16 protein-coding genes are annotated in these 17,154 nt (G+C 73.4%); 7 read left to right on the top strand and 9 right to left on the bottom strand.

What is annotated here, in order from left to right:
* Window positions 1-146: 146 nt before the first annotated feature.
* A complete protein-coding gene (locus ABZY31_RS23460) occupies window positions 147-710 on the top strand; it encodes a GNAT family N-acetyltransferase (protein ID WP_356413348.1) in 564 nt (187 codons plus the stop codon).
* A 6-nt stretch (window positions 711-716) separates the two neighbouring features.
* Here the strand turns inward: ABZY31_RS23460 and ABZY31_RS23455 are convergent, their stop codons facing one another.
* From ABZY31_RS23455 to ABZY31_RS23430, 6 genes are all read right to left on the bottom strand, one after another.
* Complete coding sequence (locus ABZY31_RS23455; RefSeq protein ID WP_356413346.1) at window positions 717-2,231, bottom strand: type VI secretion protein; 1,515 nt, start codon at window positions 2,229-2,231, stop codon at window positions 717-719.
* 3 nt (window positions 2,232-2,234) lie between these two features.
* Window positions 2,235-3,659 carry an ATP-binding protein gene (locus ABZY31_RS23450; protein WP_356413344.1) on the bottom strand — a complete coding sequence of 475 codons (1,425 nt, stop codon included), beginning with the start codon at window positions 3,657-3,659 and terminating at the stop codon, window positions 2,235-2,237.
* Between the two features lie 19 nt (window positions 3,660-3,678).
* Window positions 3,679-5,241 carry an SCO6880 family protein gene (locus ABZY31_RS23445; protein ID WP_356413342.1) on the bottom strand — a complete coding sequence of 521 codons (1,563 nt, stop codon included), beginning with the start codon at window positions 5,239-5,241 and terminating at the stop codon, window positions 3,679-3,681.
* Window positions 5,238-6,539, bottom strand: a complete 1,302-nt coding sequence (locus tag ABZY31_RS23440) for a hypothetical protein (protein WP_356413340.1) — start codon at window positions 6,537-6,539, stop codon at window positions 5,238-5,240. Before ABZY31_RS23440 ends, ABZY31_RS23445 begins: the two co-directional genes overlap by 4 nt.
* Window positions 6,540-6,549: 10 nt before the next feature.
* Window positions 6,550-7,389: a hypothetical protein gene (locus ABZY31_RS23435; RefSeq protein WP_356413338.1), complete on the bottom strand. Its 840-nt coding sequence runs from the start codon at window positions 7,387-7,389 to the stop codon at window positions 6,550-6,552.
* Window positions 7,390-7,482: 93 nt separating this feature from the next.
* The gene (locus ABZY31_RS23430; RefSeq protein ID WP_008742356.1) at window positions 7,483-7,791 is read right to left on the bottom strand and encodes a hypothetical protein; all 309 of its coding nucleotides are present in this window, start codon (window positions 7,789-7,791) and stop codon (window positions 7,483-7,485) included.
* A gap of 413 nt (window positions 7,792-8,204) precedes the next feature.
* On the opposite strand from ABZY31_RS23430, the gene ABZY31_RS23425 reads away from it, so the two are divergent.
* Window positions 8,205-8,891 carry a hypothetical protein gene (locus ABZY31_RS23425; RefSeq protein ID WP_356413336.1) on the top strand — a complete coding sequence of 229 codons (687 nt, stop codon included), beginning with the start codon at window positions 8,205-8,207 and terminating at the stop codon, window positions 8,889-8,891.
* A gap of 112 nt (window positions 8,892-9,003) precedes the next feature.
* Window positions 9,004-10,155 carry an alpha/beta hydrolase gene (locus ABZY31_RS23420; RefSeq protein WP_356413334.1) on the top strand — a complete coding sequence of 384 codons (1,152 nt, stop codon included), beginning with the start codon at window positions 9,004-9,006 and terminating at the stop codon, window positions 10,153-10,155.
* 105 nt (window positions 10,156-10,260) lie between these two features.
* On the opposite strand, the gene ABZY31_RS23415 is transcribed toward ABZY31_RS23420, so the two are convergent.
* Window positions 10,261-11,058, bottom strand: a complete 798-nt coding sequence (locus tag ABZY31_RS23415; RefSeq protein WP_356413352.1) for a pentapeptide repeat-containing protein — start codon at window positions 11,056-11,058, stop codon at window positions 10,261-10,263.
* A 185-nt stretch (window positions 11,059-11,243) separates the two neighbouring features.
* On the opposite strand from ABZY31_RS23415, the gene ABZY31_RS23410 reads away from it, so the two are divergent.
* The 4 genes from ABZY31_RS23410 to ABZY31_RS23395 all read left to right on the top strand — a co-directional run bounded on the left by ABZY31_RS23410 (window position 11,244) and on the right by ABZY31_RS23395 (window position 15,989).
* Window positions 11,244-12,110, top strand: coding sequence for a thioesterase family protein (locus ABZY31_RS23410; protein ID WP_356413332.1), 867 nt, complete (start codon window positions 11,244-11,246; stop codon window positions 12,108-12,110).
* Window positions 12,111-12,131: 21 nt separating this feature from the next.
* Window positions 12,132-13,925, top strand: a complete 1,794-nt coding sequence (locus tag ABZY31_RS23405) for a serine/threonine-protein kinase (protein WP_356413330.1) — start codon at window positions 12,132-12,134, stop codon at window positions 13,923-13,925.
* Window positions 13,926-14,010: 85 nt separating this feature from the next.
* Window positions 14,011-15,021 carry a bifunctional lytic transglycosylase/C40 family peptidase gene (locus tag ABZY31_RS23400; RefSeq protein ID WP_356413350.1) on the top strand — a complete coding sequence of 337 codons (1,011 nt, stop codon included), beginning with the start codon at window positions 14,011-14,013 and terminating at the stop codon, window positions 15,019-15,021.
* A 263-nt stretch (window positions 15,022-15,284) separates the two neighbouring features.
* Window positions 15,285-15,989 (top strand): phosphatase PAP2 family protein, encoded by a 705-nt coding sequence (locus tag ABZY31_RS23395; RefSeq protein WP_356413329.1) that lies wholly within the window; start codon window positions 15,285-15,287, stop codon window positions 15,987-15,989.
* A 194-nt stretch (window positions 15,990-16,183) separates the two neighbouring features.
* On the opposite strand, the gene ABZY31_RS23390 is transcribed toward ABZY31_RS23395, so the two are convergent.
* Both ABZY31_RS23390 and ABZY31_RS23385 read right to left on the bottom strand, forming a co-directional pair.
* Complete coding sequence (locus tag ABZY31_RS23390; RefSeq protein WP_356413327.1) at window positions 16,184-16,489, bottom strand: hypothetical protein; 306 nt, start codon at window positions 16,487-16,489, stop codon at window positions 16,184-16,186.
* A 373-nt stretch (window positions 16,490-16,862) separates the two neighbouring features.
* Window positions 16,863-17,036 carry a hypothetical protein gene (locus tag ABZY31_RS23385; protein ID WP_356413326.1) on the bottom strand — a complete coding sequence of 58 codons (174 nt, stop codon included), beginning with the start codon at window positions 17,034-17,036 and terminating at the stop codon, window positions 16,863-16,865.
* Window positions 17,037-17,154: the final 118 nt, after the last annotated feature.

Below are 17,154 nucleotides of genomic sequence, written 5' to 3'. Positions count from 1 at the left end.
CTGCAGGGGGGACCCTGTGGGAGAGTAGGACGCCGCCGAACAATTATTGTGGGAAAGCCCCGCACCTTATGGTGCGGGGCTTTTCTGCGTTCCGGACCGGAAAACGGGTGGAAGCCGGGGTGGGTGGTCGGCTTACGATCTCCGGCATGAACGACACCAGCGAGTACGTGATACGTGGGATCAGGGCCGACGAGTGGCGGAAGGTCAAGGAGTTGCGGCTGGCCGCGCTCGCCGACCCGGTGGCTCCGATCGCCTTCCTGGAGTCGCCGGCCGAAGCCGCGGCGCAGCCGGACGAGTTCTGGCAGGACAGGGCCGAGCGGGGGGCGCAGGGGAGCGCGGTCCGGCAGTTCGTGGCCGAGGCGGCTGACGGGCGCTGGGTGGGGTCCGTGACCGTGCTCCTCGAAAGCGCCGGGGTGCGCGGGATCTTCGGGGAGGAGATCCCGGTCGACCAGGGGCACCTCGTGGGGGTGTTCGTACGGCCCGAGCAGCGGGGGACCGGGCTCACCGAGGCGCTGTTCCAGGGCGGGCTGGACTGGGCCTGGGCTCGGGAGGAGCCGGCGCTGGAGCGCGTACGGCTCTTCGTGCACGAGGACAACGCGCGGGCCGCGGCGTTCTACCGGCGGTTCGGGTTCGAGCCGAGCGGGACCGTGGTGCCGATGCCCGGGGATTCCGGGGCCGAGGAGCTGGAGTACCTGCTCGCCCGGCCATGAGCGGAATCAGGGCGCGGGCAGCGGCAGGTCGGCTTCGGGCCAGCGGGAGCGGGCCTGTTCGCGGCTGCGGCACAGGGCCAGGACCGGCAGACCGGTGGGATCGGCCAGCAGCTCGGGGAGCTGCGGGATCGGGGCCACGGCGGCGATGTCGTCCAGGATCAGCGCGAGTGGTGGGTCGAGCCGACCGTGGGATGACCGTGCGGCCATGCGGCGGCCGTGCTCGACCACGCTCGCGGTGAGTGCGGTGAGGAGGGGCATCGCACCCGGGTGGGTGCGCGGGTCCTCCAGGGGCTCGCCCACCACGTACAGGCTGCCCCCTTCGGTCAGGAACGATGCCAGCGTGAGGGAATCCGTTCGGTTCGCAGTGCACGCTTCGCGGACGTTGATGGAGGACAGGCAGCTCAGGGCACGGCTCGTCAGGTGCTGCGCCTGCTCGCGGCGTTCGGGGTGGGCGGTGAGGGCGCTTTCGAGTTCGCCGGCCGCGCCGGGGGCCGCGTGCGGGTGGGTGCGCAGGATGCGGACCGGTTCCTGGGCGTTGGCGCCCTGGGCCCAGCGGTGGAGCTGTTTGAACGGGCGGCTGTCGAGGGCGAGGGCGTGCAGCCAGCTGCGCAGGAGCGTTTCCGCCGTATCGGCGACGGCCGCGTCCATGCGGGCCTGGGGGCGTACGGGCGCCAGCAGCGCGGCGGCGCGGGCCGCGGCGGTGTCGCGCTCGGCGCAGCCCTCGGCGGGGTTCCAGTGCATGCGGGCCGGGGTGTCGCAGAGGTGGCCGGGGTCGTAGAGGAGGACGGGTCCGAGTTTGGCGCGGGCGTCCTTGGTCTCGGCCCACAGGGCGGGGGACGAGGTCACGATGAGGGCGGCGCCTTCGGCCATGGCGATGCGGTCGGCCGCGGCGCGGTGGCGTGCGGCCGGGTCGGCGTACCGCAGGGCGGTGGGGGCCGAGGGTGCCGCGACCGGGGCGGCGGGCGCGGGCTGCGGTGCGGTGGCCGTCGGCGGGTAGCCGAATCCGTACCGGTAGGCCTCGTCTTTGGGGGACGTGGGCGCGGGCCGGGCCGGTTCGGGTTCCGGGGGCGGGGGCGCGTACCGCGGGGTGGGCTGGAGCGGGACCGTGGCCGGGGCCGGCTCGTGGTTCGCGGCCTGGCGGGCCAGGGCGCGGCGGGACTTGGTGCGGGCGATGACGCCGATCACGAAGACGGTGGCGACGAAGAGCACCAGCAACTGGCTGATGAAGGTGCCCCAGAACAGGCCCCAGCCCGAGAGGGCGGCCGGGTCGGTGTCCGGCCAGGCGCCCGCCAGGTCGTGCGGTTGCGCTATCAGGGCGCGGACCGCCGAGGGGGTGTGGCCGAAGGTCACGGTGTCGGGCCAGCTGCCGCGGGTGATCCAGGCGGCGAGGCCGGTGGCGGACCACACCAGGACGGCCAGGCCGAGGAGGAAGGCGAGCAGGGCGAGCAGCAGCCCGTCGGGGATGCCGCCGCGCTGCTGTCCGGTGGGGTGCTGGGGTTCCGTACGGCGCGGGTCGGCCATGGCTCAGGCCACCGTGGTCGCCGAGCCGGGGCCGTGGCCGCCGTTGCGGTGCCGTTCCATGAGCAGGGCGCGTTCCTCCGCTTCCAGTTCGGCCGCGAGCAGCTCATCGGGGAGCTGGTGCGCTGCCGAGGACTCCGTCATGGCGCGGTCGGTGTAGACGAGGGGGCGTTCGGACTCGGTGATCAGGTGTTTGACCACCTGGACGTTGCCGTTGACGTCCCAGACCGCGATGCCGGGGGTGAGGGTGGGGATGATCTCGACGGCCCAGCGCGGCAGGCCGAGGACGCGGCCGGTGGCGCGTGCCTCGTCGGCCTTCTGGGCGTAGATGGTGCGGGTGGAGGCCATTTTGAGGATGGCGGCGGCCTCGCGCGCGGCCGCGCCGTCGACGACGTCCGAGAGGTGGTGGACGACGGCGACGAAGGACAGGCCGAGGCGGCGGCCGAACTTCAGGAGGCGCTGGAAGAGCTGGGCGACGAAGGGGGAGTTGATGATGTGCCAGGCCTCTTCGACCAGGAAGATGCGCTTCTTGCGGTCCGGGCGGATCCAGGTGTGTTCGAGCCAGACGCCCACGATGGCCATGAGGATGGGCATGGCGATGGAGTTGCGGTCGATGTGGGAGAGGTCGAAGACGATCAGGGGCGCGTCGAGGTCGATGCCGACCGAGGTGGGGCCGTCGAACATGCCGCGGAGGTCGCCGTCGACGAGGCGGTCCAGGACGAGGGCGACGTCCAGGCCCCAGGCGCGCACGTCGTCTATGCCGACGTTCATGGCCTGGGCGGATTCGGGTTCCGGGTGGCGCAGTTGCTCGACGATGTCCGTCAGTACGGGCTGCCGGTCGGTGATCGTGTCGTTGACGTAGGCGTGCGCGACCTTGAGGGCGAAGCCGGAGCGTTCGTCCAGGCCGTGCCCCATCGCGACCTCGATGATCGTGCGGAGCAGCGCGAGCTGGCCGGTGGTGGTGATCGCCGGGTCGAGCGGGTTGAGCCGGATGCCGCCGTCGAGGGCGGCCACCGGGTCGAGCCGGATGGGCATTATCCCGAGCTGCTGGGCGATCAGGTTCCACTCGCCGACGCCGTCCTCGCCCTGGGCGTCGAGGACGACGACCTGCCGGTCGCGGAAGCGGAGCTGACGCAGGACGTAGGTCTTCTCCAGGGCGGACTTGCCGTTGCCGGATTCGCCGAGGACCAGCCAGTGGGGCGCCGGGAGCTGCTGGCCGTACAGCTGGAAGGGGTCGTAGATGTAGCCCTTGCCGCTGTAGACCTCGCGGCCGATGATCACGCCGGAGTCGCCGAGGCCGGGGGCGGCGGTGGGCAGGTACACGGCCTGGGCCTGGCCGGTGGAGGTGCGTACGGGGAGTCGGGTCGTCTCGACCTTTCCGAAGAGGAAGCTGGTGAAGGCGTCCGACATCGCGGACAGCGGATCTCGCATGGCGGCTTCTTCCCTCCGGCTAGCGTCGGATGCCGGTCGCGAACGGCAGTGTGTTCACAAAGGCGCGGTGGTGCTCGCGGTCGCACCACTCCAGCTTGAGGTAGGACTTGCCGGCCGAGGCGCGGATGGTGCGCTTGTCCCGGGCGAGGGCCTCGGGTGATCTGGAGGACACGGTGATGTACCCGACGAGGTTGACTCCGGCGGCGCCGCTGGCGAGGTCTTCGCCCCGCTGGTCGAGGCGGCCGTGGGCGGCGATGTCGCGGGGGTCGACCGTGCGGTTCATCTTGGCGGCGCGGCTGGCGTCGGCCTCGTCGTTGGTCTTCTCCGTCAGCATCCGTTCGATGGCGACCTCGGTGGGTTCGAGGTCCATGGTGACGGCGACGGTGCGGATGACGTCCGGGGTGTGGACGAGGAGGGGGGCGAGGAAGTTGACGCCGACGGGGGTCATCGGCCACTCCTTCACCCACGCGGTGGCGTGGCACCAGGGGGCGCGCGTGGAGGACTCGCGGGTCTTGGCCTGGAGGTAGGTGGGTTCCATCGCGTCGAGTTCGGCGGGCCAGGCGTTGCGCTTGGTCATGGCCTGGATGTGGTCGATGGGGTGGTCCGGGTCGTACATGGAGTGCACGAGGGAGGCCAGGCGGCCCTGGCCCAGCGGCTGGCGCACGCGGATGTCGGCTTCGGCGAGGCGGGCGCAGATGTCGGTCAGTTCGCGGGCCATGACGATGGCGAGGCCGGCATCGCGGTCGAGCTTGCGGCCCTTGTGCGGGGTGGCGGCGCGGGCGATGGTGACGGCCTCGGCGGCGAGTTCCCGGGTGAAGTGCATGCAGGCGACGAGGTACGCGCGGTGCTGCTCGGAGGAGGTCGACACCATCGACTGGAGCTGGTCGTAGGAGTCGCGGAGCCAGCCGGGGGCGGTGGTGTCGCCGCGCTGGGCGACGTCCTTGGCGTGGGCGTCGGGGTCCGCGGGCAGCGTGCGGGCGAGCATCTGGAGGCGGGTGACGAAGCCGTCGCCGTTGGCGACGTGCTTGAGGAGGGTGCCGAAGCGGTCGACGAGGGCTTCCTGGTCCTCGCTGTCGCGCAGGCCGACGCCGGGGCCCTCGATCTCGATGGCGGCGGTGACGGTGCGGCGGTCGGCGTGCAGGAGGACGGCGATCTCGTCGGGGCCGAAGGGGGCGGCGAGCCAGTTGATCCGGCCGATGCCGGGGGGCGGGCCGACCTCGACCTCGCGGCCGTCGGAGGCGCGGACGCCCGCTTCCATGGCGGCCGAGCGGTACGTCGTGCCGCGCCGCAGGGTCCGCTTGAAGCTGCGGTTGATCTCGAACCACTTGTAGAAGGTGCGGCCCTTGTAGGGGACGTACACGGCGGCGAGGGCGAGGACCGGGAAGCCGGCGAGCATGGCGATGCGCGGGGCGATGCCGGGGACGAGCAGTCCGCTCATCATGCCGAGGAACGCGCCGGCGATGATCAGCGCGATCTCGCCGGTCTCGCGGTTCTTGCCGACGATCGCGTTCGGCCGGGCCCGGCCGATGAGATACGTGCGGCGGGGCGCGACCGGGTGGATCTGGTGGGACTGGGTCGTCAACGCCCGTCACCTCCTGTGTTCTTCGTGCTGCTCGTGCCGGTGCTCGTGCGGGGCGGTGGGGCGGCGGGTCCGCCGCCGGATCCGCCGGTGGGGCGGCTGCTGTGGGCGGCCACTCCTCCGGAGAGGGGGTTGGCGGGGCGGGGGGCGGCGCCGCCGCCCCCTCCGCCGTCGCCGGCGCGGTGGGAGCCGCGGCTGCTGTGCGTTTTGATGCCCTGGGAGACGAGCGAGGCCGGGGAGCTGATGACGGCGGCCGCCTGGGCGCCGTCGGTGGCCTTGCTGCGGTTGGTGCGGGCGGAGGCGATCTCGTCGCCGAAGCCGGGAACGAAACGGTAGATCATCGCGGACGCGAAGATCGCCAGGAGGATGATGGCGAGGCCGGAGACGACCGCGGAGAAGGCGTTCGGCCCCTTTTCGCCGGCGAGGGCTCCGGCGAGGCCGAGGACGATGACGATGACCGGCTTCACGAGGATGACGGCGATCATGATGCCCGCCCAGCGGCGGACGTGGCCCCACAGGTTCCGGTCGACGAGCCCGGCGTAGACGACGACGCCGAGGAGGGCGCCGACGTAGAGCAGGGCGGCCCGGATGACGAGTTCGAGGCAGAGCACGCCCGCGGCGACGACGGTGACGAGGGCGACGACGATCAGCATGATCGGGCCGCCGCCGATGTCGTCGCCCTTCTTGAGGGCTTCGGCGAAGGAGCCGAAGAAGACGTCGCTCTGGCCGCCGGTCGCGGTGGCGATGACCTGGGTGACGCCGTCGGTGGCGGAGACGACGGTGTAGAGGATCAGGGGGGTGAAGGCGGAGGCGAGGACGGTGAGCCAGAGGAAGCCGATGGCTTCGGACATGGCGGTGGTGAAGGGGACGCCGCGGATGGCTCGCTTGGCGACGGCGAAGAGCCACAGGACGAGGGTGAGGATGGTGGAGGCGGCGAAGACGACGGCGTACTGCTTGAGGAAGGCCGCGTTGGTGAAGTCGACGTTCGCGGTGCCGTTGACGGCGTGGCTGAGCTTGCCGACGATCCAGGCGGCGGCGTCGGCGCAGCCCTTGGAGAGGGAGGCGAGGGGGTTCAGGGCGTCTGCGGGGTCGGTGGGGGAGAGGCCGCGGGGGGCTCCGCCGGATGCGCCGTCGCCTCGTTCGCAGAATTCCTTGGCGGGTCCCCGGATCAGGTCACAGGGGTTGTTGCTCGCGGACGGCGTCGGGGTCGGTGTGGGTGTCGGCGCGGGGGCGGCGGCCACGCGCGCGGCCAGCAGCATCGCCGCGGCCTGCAGGCCCGCGACCGCGGAGGAGATCGCCATGAGGCGGCGGCTAGCGCGCATAGGTGAAACCTCCGAACTGCGACACGGCCTTGGCCATCTCCTCCGCGGTGGCGGCGTTCTGGTCGCGGCCCACCGGTGCCGGGCCGTCCTTCTGCGTGAAGGTGGAAACCTTCCAGTCCCCGTTGACCCACCTGAGCTCGAAGGTGTTGGTGTACCAGCTCTCCGAGACGGGGTTGGTGGAACCCTCACCGGCCAGACCGAAGAGGGACGAGTACCAGACCGACACGGTCGCGCTGTCGGTCTCGAACTTCTCGACCTTGGTTCCCACCGGGCTGGTGCGGGAGACGAACGTCAATCCCTTGGGGGCCTTTCCGGCGGGGTCGAGTCCGATGCGCGTGAGGAATTCCTGGCCCGAGTAGACACGGTCGAGCTCGGCTTGGCGGGCAGCGGCCGCGTCGGGCGGATACACGGCCTCGACGATGGCCTTGCGGCGCACAGGGTCGAACATCCCGTCCGAACTCAAGGCCACCGCGAAGTTGGCCGCCGCCGACTGGGCGCCCTGTTCGTCGTGGGCGAAGCCGCGCGGGATCGTCCCGTTCTTGCCGTCCACCGGGGCGGTGCCCGTCGGGGCCGTGGCGGTGGTGGTGGGGGGTTTGGGGGAGGACTGGGGGGAGGTCGGGGGCTGGTTCTGGTTCGCGAACGCGATGGCGGCGATCAGGAGGACCACCACGCCGACGACCGTGATCAGGCCGCGGGAGGGGCGGGGGCCGCGGCGGGGGCCCGGGTAGGGGTCCGAGGGGGAGTCCGGGAGGCGGGTGCGGGTCTGGCCGGTGCCGCCGACTTCGCCGTGGCCCGTGCCCGTGCCGCCGTACTGGTCGTCGTGGCTCATTCCCTGTCCGCCCCCTCGGCGTCGTACGACGGTGCTGGTGGCCGCGCGGACGCGGTGTGGTGAGTCGTCATCGGTCGGGAGCCGGCGGCGTGGCTAGACGGCCATTCCGTAGACGATGGTGAACAGGGTGCCGAGGGAGCCGATGATGAACACTCCCGTCAGCCCGGCCACGATCAGGCCCTTGCCCTGCTCGGCGCTGAAGGTGTCGCGCAGGGCGGTCGCGCCGATGCGCTGCTTGGCCGCGCCCCAGATCGCGATGCCCAGGCAGAGCAGGATCGCCACGGCCATGACCACCTCGATCATGACCTTCGCTTCGTTGCCGAGACTGCCGAACGGGCCCCAGTTCGGGGCGATTCCGCCGATGATGGTGGTGATGTCGCCCTTTTCGGCTGCCAGGATCATGTAACTCACCGCCCCTGTATGGGTAGTTCCGCTTGGCCCCGTGCCCGATGGCAGGGGGCACGTCCTATCTTCGCTGATGAAATCGCCGTCGTATGTCGACTTGACGGCTCTCTTTACCCGATCTCCCGGTTCGGGCCCCTCCCCCGTCCGCTGACCTGGTCACTCTGTGTATCACGGGGGGTGACCCCGGGCAATGATTGTCGTCCCGGCGTACGCGAGGCGAGGTGCGGGTCTGCTCGGGTGGCCGCCGTTCGGCGCAGTGGGGCCGCGTGTCGTTGGCCCAACCCGCTGACATATGAACAGACTGACGGAATGTCGGACCGTCGTCACGCCGGGACGCGGGTCATGCTCCACCTGCTTCCGGCCGGAGCGCGCAACGTTCCACGATGAGAGACGACGCAAGGAGCAAACGGATGGGTTCCGTATCTCAGGCTGGTCGCCGCACGAGGCGGGCCGCTGGGCTCGTACTGCCGCTGGCGCTCGCGTTCGCGGGGATCTCGGGTCCGGCGGTGGCCGCCGTGCAGGACGTGACCTCGCCCGCTCCGGGGGGCAAGTGCCACGCGGACGCGCGCATGGACGCCGCGGCAGTGAAGGCCGCCAAGGGTGCCAAGACCGCGAAGGGTGCGAAGGGCGCGAAGGCCGGGAAGGGCGCTGCGGTGACGAAGGCCGCGCCCGCCGGGTACGGGTCCGGCTGCACGGGGCCGCGCGGCTCGGCGGGGCCCAGGGGGCCCAAGGGTGACCGGGGACCCAAGGGAGACCGCGGTCCGGCCGGTCCGGCCGGGAACTGCACCGATGTGGACACGGCGAAGGGCGTGAGCAACCTGGAGTTCAGTGCCGCCCTGGTCCGCGGGCGCACGTTCATCGGGGTGCGGAAGATGGCGCCGACCGTGGGCGCGTACTACTGGCGCGACCTGACCGGTCCGCTCAACCCGGGACACCCGCAGAACGCGTGCAGCGTGTCCGTCGAGACCGAGAACCCCAACAGCGTCTACCTGAAGGTGCTGACCACCACGGGCGCCGTGTACGAGAACTCCTGCACCTACACGCCGATGGGGACCCTCACCTGCCCGTCCGGCTGGACGGCGCTGGTCAAGCCCTGACGTCCCCTCCCCCCGCCCGTCGTCGGCGCCGCGGCCGGAAGCACGAGCCGGTGCGCGGGGTCGGCGGGGGCGGCGGGGGCCGATTGTCAGTGGGGTGCGGCAGCCTGGGGGCATGACGACGACACCTTGGACCCTCGCGGACATCGAGGCGGCCGTCCGGGCCGGCTGGTCGGCCGATCTGGCCTGCCCCTCGGACATCACGCGCATTCCCTGGTCGGCCGACAATCCGGCCTGGGGGCACTGTGACATCACGGCGCTGGTCGTCCAGGACATAGCGGGCGGGGACCTGATGGTGGGCGAGGTCTTCCTCGACGGCCGCCAGGAGGGCTACCACTGCTGGAACCGGCTGGCCGGGGGCCTGCGGATCGATCTGACCCGGGAGCAGTTCCGGCGCGGGGAGACGGTGACGCCGGGGCGGGTCGTGCGGCGCCCGGCGGACCGGCGGACCCGGCGGTGGGCGGAGTACCAGCTGCTGCGGCAGCGGGTGATGGACAAGCTGGGGCCGCTGCCGGGGGTGGTCGAGGTGGCCGGCCGGCAGCTGCGGTACACGGACTTCGGCGGCCCGGGGGAGCCGCTGCTCGCGCTGCACGCGCACTTCATGGAGGGGCGGACCTTCGCGCGCCTGGCCCGGGAGCTGGCGCCGCGGTGGCGGGTCATCGCGCTGGACCAGCGCGGGCACGGGGATTCGGACCGGGCGCCCGAGTACTCCCGGGAGGGGTACGTGGCGGACGCCGCGGCCGTACTGGACCACCTGATGGCGGGCCCCGCGGTGGTGCTGGGGCATTCGCTGGGCGGGGTGAACGCCTACCAGCTGGCCGCGCGGCGGCCGGATCTGGTGCGGGCGCTGGTGATCGAGGACGTCGGGGCGGTCGTGGAGGACGACCTGTCCTTCGTGCTCGACTGGCCGCTCCGGGCGCGCGGCCGCGAGGAGCTGCTGGCGGCGCTGGGGCGTGCGGCGGACTTCCTGACGGACTCGGTGCGGGAGTACGAGGACGGGTGGGGCCTGGCCTTCGAGGCGCAGGACATCTTGGCGTCCGGCGAGGCGATACAGGGGGACCACTGGGCGGACTGGCTGGCGGTGCGGCAGCCGACCCTGCTGGTGCGCGGGGACCGCAGCACGGTGCTGTCGGCGGGCCACGCGCGGGAGATGGCCGCCCGGCGGCCCGGGGTGCGGCTGGTCGAGCTGCCCGCCGGGCACGGGGTGCACACCGAGGACCCCGAGGGCTTCACGGTGGCGGTACGGGAATTCCTCGCGCGGCTCTGACCCGCCCGCTCCCGGTCCCGGTCCCGTCGTTCCGGGGGCGGGCCCCGGGGTCCGGCCCGGCACGGGGGTGCGGGTCGGACCCCGGGGTGGCTCAGGACCCGGGGTTCAGGACCAGTGGGGCGGGCGGGTCAGGGTGGGCGGGATGCGGGTGGCGGCGTCGCCGCGGGCCGCGTTCAGCTGGGCCTGGGTGAGGAAGATGGCGCCGGTGAGGTCGGCTCCGCCGAGGTTCGCGTCGCGCAGGTCCGCGCCGATCAGGTCGGCGGTGCGCAGATCGGCGCGGCTGAGGTCGGCGGCGATCAGGTAGGCCCCGCGCAGGGTGGCGCCGCGCAGGTTCGCGCCGGAGAGGCGGGCGCCCATCAGGTCCGCGCCCCGGTGGTTCTTCTTGCGGCCGGGCACGGTGGCCCGTACCAGGTCGCTGGTCTTGAGCAGCAGGGTGTTCACGGCGGCGCGGCGGGCGCCGACGTCGGTGGCGGCCAGGGTCGCGGCGTCGGCGCGGGTCAGCTCCTCGGTCTCGGCCAGGGCGCGCCGCAGGTCGGCGTGGACCGGGCGGGCGGCCGGGAGGGTGAGGGCTTCGGCGAGGTAGAAGAGCAGCTCGTGGAGCTGGCGCATCACCGGGAAGACCTCGAACATCCGGCGCGAGGTGCCGGGGTGGGCGCGCCAGTCGCGGCCTTCGAAGGTGACCTGGGAGACCTGCTGGCCCGCGCCGAAGCAGTCGAAGACGGTGCAGCCCGGGAAGCCCTTGTCGCGCAGTTTCGTGTGGATGCCGCAGCGGAAGTCCTGCCGGAGGTTGGTGCACGGGGTGCCGGCGGGTTTGTTCACGGCGAAATCGGTGGACCGGGCGAAGGGCAGGGCGACGCAGCACAGGGCGAAGCAGTTCGCGCAGTCGGCCTGGAGCACGGGCAGTGCCGGGCCGGTGCCGGGGCCGGTGGGACCGGTGGGGCTCGCAGGGCCGGCGGCTTCGGCCGGGCCGGTGGTGCCGGGGCCGGGCGCGGGATCGGGAGCGGGGTGAGAACGGGACACGGCTCCATTGTCCTCCGTCCCCGGCGGGGGCTGGTGCCCGCGGGTTACCTCTCGGTAGCGTGCGCGCCATGGACGACGCCGACGACCGTCACGCACGCGCCGCAGCGGACACCCGTGCCGCCGAAGCCGAGGGGGCCGACGACGCCGCCGCGGTCGAGGGCTTCTACGAGCGGACCGGCGAGGGCCGGTTCCTGGCCTCCGCCTTCACGCGCGGCCCGTGGGACCGGCGCTCGCAGCACGCGGGACCGCCCGCAGCGCTGCTCGGGCGGGCCGTCGAGGAGCGCCCCGGGGCGCGCGAGGACATGCGGATCGCGCGCATCACGTACGAGATCCTGCGGCCGGTCCCGATCGGGCCGCTGGAGGTCACCACCTCGGTCCTGCGGGCCGGGCGCGGCACCGAGGTGGTCGAGGCGGCGCTCGCGCCCGCCGGGGCCGCGCCGGTGATGTTCGCCCGGGCGCTGCGGATCCGGGTGGCCGGGGAGTCCGTGCCGGCGGTGGCGCCGGGACCGGCCGTGCCGCCGCCCGGCGCGGTGGGGCGCACGCCGTTCTTCCCGGTGCCGTGGGCGACCGGCTACCACACGGCGATGGAGACCCGGTTCACCGAGGGCACCTTCGTGGAGCCCGGACCGGGGACCTGCTGGATGCGGATGCGGGTTCCGCTGATCGCCGGGGAGGAGGTCCGGCCGCTGGACCGGGTGCTGGTCGCGGCCGATTCCGGCAACGGCATCAGCGCGGTCATGGACTTCGCCAAGTACGTGTTCGTGAACGGGGATCTGACGGTCCACCTGCACCGCCATCCGGTGGGCGAGTGGGTGTGCGTGGAGGCGCGGACCAGTGTGGACGCGGCCGGGATCGGGCTCGCCGACGCGCGCCTGCACGACGAGGACGGGCCCATCGGGCGCGGTGCGCAGAGCCTGTACGTCGCTGCGCGCTGACGCTGTGACAGGCTCTCGCGCATGGACGCGCTGAGGGAGACCGATCCGACGCGGATCGGGGTGCACGTGCTGGTGGCCCGGCTGGGCGCCGGGGGGATGGGGCAGGTGTACCTGGGGCGCTCGCCCGGCGGGCGCCTGGTCGCCGTGAAGGTGGTCCGGGAGGAGATACTCGGCCACCCGCAGGCCCTGGCCCGCTTCCGGCGCGAGGCGAGCACCGTGCGGGAGGTGCGCTCCGCGTACACCGCGCGGCTGATCGACGCCTCGCTGGACGGGGCCCCGTACTGGCTGGCGACCGAGTACGTCGCCGGGCCCACCCTCGCGCACGCGGTGGGCGGCGGGGGCCCGTTGCCCGCGGACACCTGCCGGGCGCTGGGGGCGGCGCTGGCGGAGGGGCTGGCCGAGGTGCACGCGCAGGGGGTGACGCACCGGGACGTGAAGCCGCAGAACGTGATCCTGGGGGCGCAGGGACCGCAGCTGATCGACTTCGGGATAGCGCGCGGGGTCGGGGTGACCGCGCTGACCCAGGAGGGGCAGGCGCCGGGGACGCCGGGGTTCACGGCGCCCGAGGTGCTGCTGGGAGCGCCGGGCGAGGCGGCGGCCGACGTCTTCGCGCTGGGCGCGACGCTGGCGTACGCGGCGACGGGGCGGCCGCCGTTCGGGTCCGGGGAGGCGGCGGGCGTCTGGTACCGGACGGTGCACGAGCCGGTGGACGCGGCCGGGGTGGAGCCGCGGCTCGCGGCGCTGATCGAGGCGTGCGTGGCCAAGGACCCGGCGGCGCGGCCGACCCCGGCGGAGGTGATCCGGCGGTGCGGGGTGGCGCGGGCGGTGGTGGACGACCCGGTGTACGCGCGGCTGTCGGCCCTGCGCGACGAGATCCCGGGCGCGGTACGGGACGACGTCCCGGGCGGGGGACGGGACGCGGTACCGGCCGCGGAGCGCGAGGAGGTGCCGGGCGCGGGAACGGGCCCGCTCCCGGGCCCGGCCCCCGCGGCGCCCGACGCCGTCCCGGGCGCGGTGGAGCCCGTACGGACCCGGGTGCTGCCGGAGAAGGACACCGCGGAGTACGTCGCTCCCGCGTCCTCCCGGCGCGGCGGGCGGGCCGGGGTCCGGGTGGGCGTCGCGCTCGCGCTGGTGGTGGCGGGGTCGGTGGCCTCCTGGCAGTTCTCCCCGGACGGCGGGGGCGGGTCCGGCGGGTCCGGCGCGGCGGGGGCGGCGGGCGGCGGGGGCACGACCGGCAGTGCGCCGCCGTCCGGGAGCCGGACGGGCGCCGCGGCTCCGGGCAAGGGTGGTCCGCCGGCCGGTCACATCGAGCAGAGCCGGACCTCGCGGGAGCGCTGGTCGCTCGACAAGGACCCGGCGATGGCGCAGTACGGCAGCGGGATGTGCAACGAGCTCGTGGGCGAGGAGTCGGCTCCGGGCAGCGGAATGGAGAGTTCCACGGTCTCCACGAACACCGACGGCGTGCCCGGCACGACCATGACGGTGAAGATGCGGGCCAAGGGCGCGGGCGACCCGGACCGGGGCCCCCGCCCGGCTCCCTACTACGTGTCGGTGGCCGTCAAACCGCCCGGGCAGGTGGCGGCCGGCGGGCTCGGGGCCACGAGCGTGCCCGTGGACCTCTACGGCACCTGGGACTCCGGCGAGTACCTGGACCTGAGCTATCCGGCGCAGTTCCGCACCTACCGGGACGGCAAGGGAACCGGGGCCCCGGCGCTGGGGTCGGACCGGGGGGACTGGACGGTGGTCTTCTACCACGTCAAGGATGACCCGAAGAAGTACGCGCGTATCGCCTGTTCGGGCTTCCGGGTGGGATAACGGCCCGCGACACGGGGGAAACAGACGGAAACCGCCCCTGGAGGGGACCTGCATGGGGGAGGGTTGACGGGTGCGCAGATTCTGGATGGTGGGCGGGATCGGGGTCGGGGTGTGCCTGACCTTCGTCATGCTGCTCGTCGTGGGGACGTACTCCGCGGCCGCGGGACTGGGCGGGCTCGGGGGCGCGGGCGGCCGGGGGGTCGGGCTCGCGCCGGGCGCCGTGCCGGCGAAGTACCAGGAGCTGGTGCAGAAGTGGGGGAACCTGTGCGCGGCGATCAGTCCGCCGCTGCTGGCCGCCCAGCTGTACTCCGAGAGCGGCTGGAACCCGCAGGCGGTCAGTCCGGCGGACGCGCGGGGGATCGCGCAGTTCATCCCGGGGACCTGGGCGGGGCACGGGGTCGACGGGGACGGCGACGGGGACCGGGACATCTGGGACCCCAACGACGCCATTCCGTCGGCCGCTTCGTACGACTGCGAGCTGGCGAAGGACGTGGCGGGGGTGCCGGGCGACCCGGCGTCGAACATGCTGGCCGCCTACAACGCGGGGGCGTACGCGGTCATCAAGTACCAGGGCGTGCCGCCGTACAAGGAGACGCAGGGGTACGTGAAGACGATCACGACCCTGGCGCTGAGCTTCGCGAAGCCGGTGGGGCGGGTGGCGCCCTCGCAACAGGCCGCCGGGGCCATCTACTTCGCGCAGAAGCAGCTGGGCACGCCGTACCTGTGGGGCGGCAACGGCACGCCGGACCAGGACGGGCGGTTCGACTGCTCGGGGCTGACGGTGGCGGCGTACAAGACGGTGGGGATCGATCTGCCGCGCGTGGCGAACGACCAGTACAACGCGGGTCCGCACCCCTCGCGCGCGGAACTGCTCCCCGGTGACCTGGTCTTCTTCTCCAACGACCTGACGAACTCGCGGGAGATCCACCACGTCGGGCTGTACGTCGGCGGCGGGTACATGATCAACGCGCCGTACACCGGGGCCGTGATCCGCTTCGACAAGATCGACAGTCCGGACTACTTCGGCGCGACCCGCGTCACCAGGGACGGAGCGGCGGCGCTGCCGGTGCGGGACGCGGGCGCGAAGACCTCGTGAGGCGGGGCCCGGTGTGGGGCTCGACAAGTGGGAGTGGTGGGGCCCGGTCGCCGCTCTGTTGACGCTGCGTTAGGCCAAGGCCCTGAGCTGCGACGACGAGTCACTCTTGGGTAACGTTGGAGTGATCATTCGGTGGAGAGTGGAACGTAGCCGCCAGAACGGGCGTTCCATGGACACGGGGGGTTGACCGCGGGGGGTCGCGGGGCGCGCGCAGGGGTGCGTCCGGCGTTCTCAGGGAAACCGACGCAAGGGGCCGCATCGCCATGGCTGGACTCACGACCGGTGGGCCGAATGTGGATGTCAGCCTGCTCTACGACATCAACGGCCTGGCCCGGCGGGCCCCCGAGCCGGTCGACCGGCTCGTCGGTCTCGTCGGCGAGTACGGGCTGCCGATCGCCATGGTGCTGCTCGTGCTGTGGTGCTGGCGCGGGGCCCGCAGGCAGGACGGGCCGGGCGCGGCCGAGGCGTTCACCGCGCTGGTGTGGGCGCCGCTCGCGGCCGGGATCGCGCTGCTCGTGAACGTGCCGCTGCGTGAATTCGTCGGCCGGCCGCGGCCGTTCCGCCAGCACGAGGGGCTGGAGGTGCTCGTCTCCGGCAAGGGCGACTTCTCCTTCGTCAGCGATCACGCCACCCTGACGATGGCGCTCGCCGTCGGGGTCTTCATCGCCCACCGCCGGCTCGGGCTGGCCGGCATCGGGCTCGCCCTGGCCGAGGGCTTCTGCCGCGTGTACATGGGCGTCCACTACCCCACCGACGTCATCGGCGGCTTCGCGCTCGGCACGGCGGTGGTCCTGCTGCTCGCGCCGTTGGCGATGGCGCTGCTCGGGCCCGTGGTGCGGGCGGTGGCCGGGTCGGCGCGCGTCGGCTGGATCGTCCGGGCGAAGGGGTACGGCGTGCCGCGGCCGCTGGACCTGCCGCACGCGCAGACGCCGCCGGGTGGGCCGCGCGAGAGTGATCTGGCGGCCTGAGTACGGGCTGTCCGGGGTACGGGCCTGTGGGCCGGTGTGTGTGCGTGCTCGGCGGGGTGGGTGGGGTCAGCCCGGGGCGTACGAGTCCCAGAGCGTGAGCAGGACCGCCGAGAGCAGGCACAGGGCCGCCCCGGCGAAGCAGAGGCGGACCGCGGCGGGGCGTGAGCGGGGGCGGGGTCGGGGGCGTGAGCGGGTCACGGGGTGCCGCCGTCTCGGATCCGGGGGGCCGGGTCTGTCGTGTCCTCGGTGGCCCCGGGGGCTTCGGCTTCCGCGTTTCTGCGGCGGTGGCGTGAGCGGAGCCACAGGGCGGTGGCCGCGGCCGCCGTGGAGGTCGTTCCGATGGCCAGGGCCACGTCGCCGGGGCCGTCCGCCGTGCCGGTGGGCTTCGCGTGGGCCTGGGTGGGGGCCGAGGCGAGCAGGAGGGCCGCCGCCCAGGTTAGGGCCAGGGCGCGGGGGATCGTACGGCCGCGGGGTCGTCTGACCGGGGGGCTTCCGCGCACGGGGGCTCCGCTCTGGAGGGGGTTTCCCTCCAGGGCATCCGGTTGCGGGCCGGTCGGCCAGTGGGGGCGTCCGAACGGGGGACGCGGTGGGGGTTGCGGGTGGGGTGGGGGTGCCCTTGGGCTCCGCCCCGGGCCCCGGGCCCCGCGCCTCAAACGCCGGCGGGGCTGGACTTGGCCCCGGGCGGGCTGGATTTGGCGCCGTGTCGGGGTGGGTGCGGGTTCGTGATTCGGGGCTCCGCCCCGGGCCCCGCGCCTCAAGCGCCGGCGGGGCTTTGGTTGGCTCGGCGGGGCTGGATTTGGCTCGGCGCAGCTGGGTTGGCTCGGCGGGGCTGGGTTTGGTCCCGCGTGGGATGGGTTCGGCTTGGGGCGGGGGCTATGTCTTCAGGTGGGCGGTGGCGTCCTTGCGGGCCAGGTCGCGGGAGCGGCGGGCGGGGCCGCGCCAGCCGCAGGTGCATGCGGCCAGGCAGAACGAGCCGCGTTCGGATGTGGTGATGGTGTGCTCCGCGGGGGTGCGCGGGGCCGGGGGCGCCAAGGGGTGCGGGTCCACGGGACCACGGTACCCGGGCCGGGTGCCGGTGCGGGAGGGGCCGGGGCCGTGACGGGGGGCCCGGGATCTCGTTAAGCGGAGCGGGTGGGGGCCTCGGGCAAGCAGCGGTCATGCGTTG

It is taken from the genome of Streptomyces sp. NPDC006529 (assembly GCF_040611795.1).
GTDB lineage: Bacteria > Actinomycetota > Actinomycetes > Streptomycetales > Streptomycetaceae > Streptomyces.
This window is presented reverse-complemented; position numbering and strand designations above follow the sequence as displayed.

Excerpts from the sequence above, each read along its gene's own strand:
- ABZY31_RS23460 (WP_356413348.1), top strand. The coding sequence starts at position 147 with ATGAACGACACCAGCGAGTACGTGATACGTGGGATCAGGGCCGACGAG.
- ABZY31_RS23455 (WP_356413346.1), bottom strand. The coding sequence starts at position 2,231 with ATGGCCGACCCGCGCCGTACGGAACCCCAGCACCCCACCGGACAGCAG.
- ABZY31_RS23450 (WP_356413344.1), bottom strand. The coding sequence starts at position 3,659 with ATGCGAGATCCGCTGTCCGCGATGTCGGACGCCTTCACCAGCTTCCTC.
- ABZY31_RS23440 (WP_356413340.1), bottom strand. The coding sequence starts at position 6,539 with ATGGCGATCTCCTCCGCGGTCGCGGGCCTGCAGGCCGCGGCGATGCTG.
- ABZY31_RS23435 (WP_356413338.1), bottom strand. The coding sequence starts at position 7,389 with ATGAGCCACGACGACCAGTACGGCGGCACGGGCACGGGCCACGGCGAA.
- ABZY31_RS23430 (WP_008742356.1), bottom strand. The coding sequence starts at position 7,791 with ATGATCCTGGCAGCCGAAAAGGGCGACATCACCACCATCATCGGCGGA.
- ABZY31_RS23425 (WP_356413336.1), top strand. The coding sequence starts at position 8,205 with ATGGGTTCCGTATCTCAGGCTGGTCGCCGCACGAGGCGGGCCGCTGGG.
- ABZY31_RS23420 (WP_356413334.1), top strand. The coding sequence starts at position 9,004 with ATGACGACGACACCTTGGACCCTCGCGGACATCGAGGCGGCCGTCCGG.
- ABZY31_RS23410 (WP_356413332.1), top strand. The coding sequence starts at position 11,244 with ATGGACGACGCCGACGACCGTCACGCACGCGCCGCAGCGGACACCCGT.
- ABZY31_RS23405 (WP_356413330.1), top strand. The coding sequence starts at position 12,132 with ATGGACGCGCTGAGGGAGACCGATCCGACGCGGATCGGGGTGCACGTG.
- ABZY31_RS23400 (WP_356413350.1), top strand. The coding sequence starts at position 14,011 with ATGGTGGGCGGGATCGGGGTCGGGGTGTGCCTGACCTTCGTCATGCTG.
- ABZY31_RS23395 (WP_356413329.1), top strand. The coding sequence starts at position 15,285 with ATGGCTGGACTCACGACCGGTGGGCCGAATGTGGATGTCAGCCTGCTC.